Below are 6499 nucleotides of genomic sequence, written 5' to 3'. Positions count from 1 at the left end.
GAACCTCATTCGGCGGCACGGGACCGGCCGGCCCGGTCAGACGGTCAGACGGTCAGCGGTCAGTGGTCATATGTCCAGGTGCACATCGCGCCGCTGACGGTGTAGCTCACCTTGTCGACCTCGTTGCCCATCCAGCCCTGAACGTAGCCGTCGTGCCGGGTGGCCGTGATGTAGTCGCCCTTCGGGATGGTGACCGTCGTGCTCGGGTGCGTCAGCGAGTAGGCGTTGCACTCGGGGTCGGCGCCCTTCTCGATGTGCTCGCAGTCGTCGCACGCCTCGATCTCGACGACGCCGGTCGCGGGCCCGGTGTAGACCATCTCGAACTCGTCGGGGCTGTAGTTGTAGACGGTCAGCGTGATCGTGCCCTCGGGCTCGTCGCGGGCCGGCACCTTGACGCCCGCCTTGGGGTCCACCAGGGCGATGCCCGCGGCGATCTGGACCCGCTCGGCGTACTCGGCCTCCTTGGCCCTCGGGTACGACTCGAGCAGCCCGGCCAGGTTCTGGGCCGCCGCCGCGTACTGCCTGCGCTCGAGCTGCTGCACGCCGCACTTCAGCAGCCCGGCCGGCACCTGCTTGCGTGCCTCGTCCGCGAGGGCGCTGACCTTGCCCGAGTCGAACCCCGCGAGGAAGCCCGTCGACCCCGTCACGTGCTCGGTGTCGTCGCAGCCGTCCTTGCCGGTCAGGTCCTTGAGCAGGCCGTCCCGCCACTTCTTGAGGTCGCCCGGCAGCGCGGCGGCGGGGTCGCTGACCGGGTGGTCGGTCAGGAGCTCGGTGAGGTACTTCTTCGCGGTGGGGAACTGGCCGAGGCCGGCGGAGCGGATGCCGCAGTCGTGCAGGGCGCTCGGCACCTCGGCCTCGGCGACCCCCTGCAGCGGTCCGGGGGTGCCCGGCTCGGCGTAGTGCCGCACCACGGTCAGCGCGTTGCACTCGTCCTTGCCCTTGGCCTGCGCGTACAGGTCGTCGACGAGCCCGGGGACCCGGTCGGCGGCGCGCGTGCCAGGGTGCTCGTCCGCCGTCCGCACGTACGTCGCGTACGCGGCGTCGTACTCGTCCCGGAACGGCCCGAACACCGAACCGGCGCCCTCCAGGCTCTCCGCCGCCTGGTCGAGGTCGTAGGCGAGGTACTCCTCCAGCACCTCGTGCTGCGTCACCACGTAGCCGGCGAACAGCAGGGGCACGACGGCGAGCGTCGCCCAGGCGACCCGGCCGGCGGCCCGCGGCGACCAGACCGTCCGCCTCCGGGTCGCGCGCCGGGCCCGCCGCCGGGCGAGGAGCGCGGCGTCCAGCGCGAACAGGGCGAGCACGCCCACGTACCCCACCGCCCACCAGACGGCGATCGGGTCGCGCCCGATCGGCAGCGCGACCCAGGCGAGCCCCGCGGTCGCCGCCAGGGCGACGCCCAGGCGGACCCACGCCCGCAGGTGCAGGTAGCCCAGCCCGAGGCCGCTCAGGTTGAGCAGCGCGGCGGTCAGCGGGCGGGCCGACGGCGGCAGGTCGCCCGGGTCCGCGGGCTCGTCGGACGCCCCGGTCGGGCCGCCGGGCTCGTCCGCCCCGGGCGTCTCCTCGGGCGTCTCCTCGATCGTCGCGACGGAAGACGTCTCGGGCGCTGCCACGGACGCGGCCGGTGCGGGCGCCGCGCCCGCGGCCCGTGCCGCCGCCTCGGACAGCAGCGCGGAGACGGTCTCGTCGGTCGTGTCGGGCTGGTCGGACGTCGCGCCGGACGGTTCCTCGGCCGAGGCCTTCTCCGGTGCGCTATCGGTGCTCATACGCCGGGATGCTAGGGCCGACGGCCGGGCGAAAAGCCCGAAAACGCCTGGTTGGCGGGGTGATTTGTTGGCTGAGTCCGAACTGTGACGACCCGGCCCGTCCGATGAGCCATGATCGGCAGGTGGACCTCGCCGTCGATCTCAGCAACCGCACCGGGCGTACCGACGCGATCTATCGCGCCCTGCACGCCGCGCTCACCACGGGCCGCGTGCCGGCAGGGGAGCGGCTGCCCTCGACGCGCGACCTCGCGCAGGACCTCGGCGTCTCGCGCGCCAGCGTCGCCACGGCGTACGAACGCCTCGTCGCGGAGGGCTTCCTGGAGACGCGGACCGGCGCCGGGACGTTCGCGACCGCGGCCGCGCGCGACGCGGTGCCCGCCCGGCGGCGCAGCCCCGGCGTGCTGCGGCCGCGCGCGGGCTGGCGCTGGGCCGTGCAGCCCGCCAGCGGCGACACGGCACGCCCGGCCCACGACTTCCGCGTGGGCATCCCGGACGCGAGCCTCTTCCCGTTCGACACCTGGCGGCGGCTGCTGGCAGCCGAGTCGCGCGCGGGCGGGGCCGCGGCGGGCGCCTACGGCGGCCCGGCGGGCCTGCCCCGGTTCCGCGCGGCGGTGGCCCGCTACGTGTCGGGGGCGCGCGGGGTCAGCGCCGGGCCCGACGACGTCGTCGCGACCACGGGCGCCCAGCAGGCCCTCGACCTGGTGGCGCGCGTGCTGCTCGAACCGGGGGACGTCGTCGCCGTCGAGGACCCGGGGTATCCCGAGGCCCGGGAGCTGTTCGCGCTGCACGGGGCGCGGGTGGTGCCCGTCCCGGTCGACGCCGAGGGCCTGGTCGTCGACGAGATCCCGGCGCGCGCCCGGCTGGTCTACACCACGCCGTCGCACCAGTTCCCGCTCGGCATGCCGCTGTCGCTGGCCCGCCGGCGCGCCCTCCTGGCGCACGCGGCACGGCACGACGCCGCGGTGATCGAGGACGACTACGACAGCGAGTTCCGCCGCGCCAACCGTCCGCTGGAGTCCCTGCAGGCCCTGGACCGGGACGGCCGCGTGGTCTACGTGGGCACCTTCTCGAAGTCGCTGCTGCCGGGCCTGCGCGTGGGGTACCTGGTGGCGCCGCCGTCCCTGCGCGAGGCGCTGCTCGCCGCGCGCCAGCTCACCGACGGGCACGGGGCCGTGCACGTGCAGGGCGCGCTCGCGCGCCTCATCGACGACGGCCTGCTCGCCCGGCACGTCCGCAAGGCGTCCGCGGTCTACGCGGAGCGGACCGAGATCCTCCTGGACGCGCTGGACGGGCTCCCGGTCGAGCCCGTCCCCGCGGCGGCGGGCCTGCACGTGGCGGCCTACCTCGGCGACGCCGCCCCGCTGACCTCGACCGCCCTGGTGACCCGCGCCCGACGCCGGTCCGTAGCCCTGGACTCGCTGGCCTCCTTCGCGACCGGTCCCCACCGGGACGGCCTCGTGCTCGGCATCGGCGCCGCGGTCACGAGCTCGATCCGGCCAGGCATCCAGGCTCTGGCTCGCCTGCTGGAGCCGTGACGGGCGCGTCCACGGCCGGAGCGGCGGGAACCGGGACGGCCGCTGCGGCGCGCGCCCGGCGCCGGCGCCAGGCGGTCCAGGCGAGCCCGCCGAGGGCGGCGACCACGGGGCCGGTCATGTGGGCCCCGGTCATCACGAGCAGGCCGAGCGCGGCCACCAGGGACACCGCGGCGCACCACCAGGCCGCACCCCAGCGGGGCAGCAGCCGCAGGGCCGCCGCGGTCCCCACCACGTAGAGCAGGGAGAACGTCGCGGTCGCCATGAGCAGGATCGCGTCGGTGGACTGGTGCGTCGCGGCGAGCACCGCCGTCGTACCGAGCGCGACGACCGTGATGAGGGCCAGGGAACGGCGCGGCGTGCGGCCGGGCGCGCTCGCGAGCCAGCCCGGCAGGGCGCCGTCCCGGGCGAGGGCCGCGCCCATCCGGCTGCCGCCCGCGAAGTAGACGTTGATGGCGCCCACGGTCAGCAGCACGGCCACCACCGTGGTGACGGGCCGGGCGTGCTCGCCGAACCCGAGCACCAGCAGGTCCGACAGCGGCGCGGGGCCCGGGGTGGGGCCCAGCACCGCGACCGTGGCGAACGCGACGCCGAGGTACAGCACGCCGACCACGGCCACGGCGATCGCCGTGGCCCGCGGGATGTCCCGGGACGGGTGGCGGTACTCGGCGGACAGCGAGCCGAGGATCTCCCAGCCGGCGAACGCCCAGACCAGCAGCGCCGCGGCGGAACCCACGGCGCCCCAGCCGTGCGGGGCGAACGGCGTGAGGTTGCCCGGCTGCGCGTGCGGCAGAGCCACCACCACGGCCACGGCCAGCAGCAGCGCCACCGAGCCCGCGATGACGAGCTGCGCGGTGCCGGAGACGCGCAGGTCGAACCAGTTCATGACGGCGCACACCGCGATGATGGCCACCGTCGTGACCAGGGCGGTGCCGGCCCCGCCGCCGGTCGCGTCCGCGACGTAGGCGCCGGCGAAGCCCGCCGCGGCGGGCGCGCCCACCGGGATGGTCGCGTAGAACGCCCAGCCGACCATGGTGGACGCCCGCTCGCCGAACGCGAGCCGGGCGTAGGTGGCCACGCCACCGCCGTCGGGGTGCCGGGCGCCGAGGGCGGCGAAGGTCGTGGCGAGCGGGATCGACAGGAGCACGAGGCCCGCCCACGCGACGAGCGAGGCCGGACCGGCCACGCCGGCGGCGAGGGCCGGGAGCGAGATGACGCCGGTGCCGAGCATGGCGCCGAGGGTGAGCGCCGCGCCCTGGGGGACGCTGAGACCGTTCTGCATGGTCTCGACCCTAGGCGCGCGGTGGACTGCCGAACGGTCCGATCCGGGGTCAGTCGTTCAGGCCGCTCGCCGCGGCCGTCAGGCCCGCCGGGGCGCGCGCCAGGTCGCGCAGGTGGAGCAGGCCCGCGGTGGTCGCGATGACGAACACGCGGTCGCCAGGGTTGAGCGTGCGGCCCTGCGACGGCTCGAACATGCGTCCGCCCCCGCCGCTCGAGTGGGTCACCGAGTCGACCGCGAGCAGGCGGCTGCGCACGGGCGGCCCGTCGCCGTCCGGCCGCCCGGCCGTGCCGGTACCGGCATCGCCCCCGCCCTCGTCCAGGCCGACGTCGCTGCTGTGCGCGCCGTCGAGGACGCTGCCGCGCTCGACCAGGATCTCGGCGAGCACGAGCACCCGGTCCCGGTACGGGATGGTGGCCTTGACCTCCTGGCCGATCATCGCGGCCGCGAAGGACGGCGCGGCCAGGAACGACGAGCTGAGCCCCACCGAGTCCGGGATCTCGCGCCGGATCCGACGGGCCAGGTCCCGGTCGAACACCCGCAGGACGGTGCGCAGGCTCGCGGGCGCGTCCTTGGCCCGGGGGATCGAGCGGGCCGCGAAGCTGATCCCGATGGTCGTGGCGCCGCCGCTCGTGACCACGACGATCGCCTGGGCGGCCCCGACGTACGCGCCGCGCAGGGTCGTGGCCCGCCGGGCGTCGCCGATCACCACCGGCACGTCCCGGGCGCGCGCCACCGCGATGCCGCGGGCGGACTCGTCGACGTCGACGGCGATCACCGGCACGCCGCGCCGGTCCAGGGAGCGCACGATGCGGGTACCGAGGTCGCCCATGCCGACGACGACCACGTGGTCGGACATCGCACGCAGCGGGGAGCCGGTGTCGAGCAGCCGCTGGGTGCGCACCACGCCGTCGACCACCACACCCGTGACCCAGGGGATGACGGCGACGCTCACGACCGTCAGCGCCACCTGCGTGACCTTCACGACCGGGTGCGCGTCGTGGTCGGGGTCGCTGCCCGCCAGGGAGGGCAGCACCGCCTCGTAGAGCGCCCCGAGGAACGAGGCGCCGGTGGCCAGCCGGATGGTCACGGCCCCGACGAGCACCACCACCAGGAGCACCCCGGCGGCGAGCAGCAGGTTCCACCCGGACGTGAGCGCCAGGGTCCGCAGGTACTCGCCGAACCGGCGGCGCCGGTGCGGGTCCACCTCGTCCTCGTCGGGCTCCAGGTCCGCCCGGACCTCCGGCAGCACGTCGTCCTCTCCGGCGTCCGCCAGGAGGACCTTGGGGGTGTGCGTGGCCAGCTCGCGCTCGGTCGGCAGGGCCACCACGCCGGTGCCGCCGTCGGACGCGAACAGGACCATGCGGGTCGGGAGCGCGGGCTCCTCGTCGGAGACGGTGACCAGACGCCGGTGCCGCACCGGCAGCCGGACCTGCCGCCGCAGGGCCGCGCCCACGATCTCGGGCGCGGCGAACGCGGAGGACGACAGGACCGTGCAGCGGTCGCGCTCCAGGTGCCGGCCCAGCGACTCGTCGAAGATCCGGACCACGACGTGCAGCGCGGGCCAGGTCTCGCGCAGCAGGAGCGCGAGGGCCACGTTGCCGCCGTCGTCCTGGTTCACGAGCGCGGCCGCCGCGGCGCGGGGGGCACCGGCAGCCTTCAGGGCGTCCTCGTCGACCCGCGCCGCCTCCTGGACGTCCACGCCCTCCAGCTCCAGCGCCAGGATCTCCTGGGCGTACCGGGAGGTGCGGTCGGGCACCAGCACCGTGACCGAGCCGCGGAAACGGCTGGCCAGGGCTCGGGTGAGACGGAAGGCGAGGGGGCCGTCGCCGACGACGACGTAGTGCGCGCGCGTGCCCGGACCGGCGGGTGTCATGGTCGCAGAGCGTAGCGGGACCCTCCGACACCGGGCACGAGAGGTG

Annotated in this window: 4 protein-coding genes; 1 reads left to right on the top strand and 3 read right to left on the bottom strand. The window is 75.8% G+C overall.

Features of this window, described 5'->3' with window-relative positions; all coding sequences use genetic code 11:
- Positions 1–59: 59 nt before the first annotated feature.
- Entirely contained in the window at positions 60–1766 is a 1707-nt protein-coding gene (locus ACFWEJ_RS25985) for a hypothetical protein (RefSeq protein WP_377232066.1), read from the bottom strand.
- 122 nt (positions 1767–1888) lie between these two features.
- On the opposite strand from ACFWEJ_RS25985, the gene ACFWEJ_RS25980 reads away from it, so the two are divergent.
- Positions 1889–3301, top strand: coding sequence for a PLP-dependent aminotransferase family protein (locus ACFWEJ_RS25980; protein ID WP_377232065.1), 1413 nt, complete (start codon positions 1889–1891; stop codon positions 3299–3301).
- Here the strand turns inward: ACFWEJ_RS25980 and ACFWEJ_RS25975 are convergent.
- A complete protein-coding gene (locus tag ACFWEJ_RS25975; protein WP_377232064.1) occupies positions 3246–4580 on the bottom strand; it encodes an APC family permease in 1335 nt (444 codons plus the stop codon). The two genes, ACFWEJ_RS25980 and ACFWEJ_RS25975, sit on opposite strands and share 56 nt — an antisense overlap.
- Before the next feature lie 49 nt (positions 4581–4629).
- On the bottom strand, positions 4630–6453 hold the full coding sequence (locus ACFWEJ_RS25970) for a potassium channel family protein (RefSeq protein WP_377232063.1): 1824 nt from the start codon (positions 6451–6453) through the stop codon (positions 4630–4632).
- Between the last annotated feature and the right edge of the window lie 46 nt (positions 6454–6499).

This window comes from Promicromonospora sp. NPDC060204 (genome assembly GCF_042728455.1).
Classification (GTDB): domain Bacteria; phylum Actinomycetota; class Actinomycetes; order Actinomycetales; family Cellulomonadaceae; genus Promicromonospora.
Note: the sequence above shows the minus strand (reverse complement) of the source record. Positions and strands in the feature narration are given on the sequence as shown.

What these genes read in the sequence shown, in the direction of transcription:
- ACFWEJ_RS25985 (WP_377232066.1), bottom strand. Translation starts at nt 1,766, where the DNA reads ATGAGCACCGATAGCGCACCGGAGAAGGCCTCGGCCGAGGAACCGTCC.
- ACFWEJ_RS25970 (WP_377232063.1), bottom strand. Translation starts at nt 6,453, where the DNA reads ATGACACCCGCCGGTCCGGGCACGCGCGCGCACTACGTCGTCGTCGGC.
- ACFWEJ_RS25975 (WP_377232064.1), bottom strand. Translation starts at nt 4,580, where the DNA reads ATGCAGAACGGTCTCAGCGTCCCCCAGGGCGCGGCGCTCACCCTCGGC.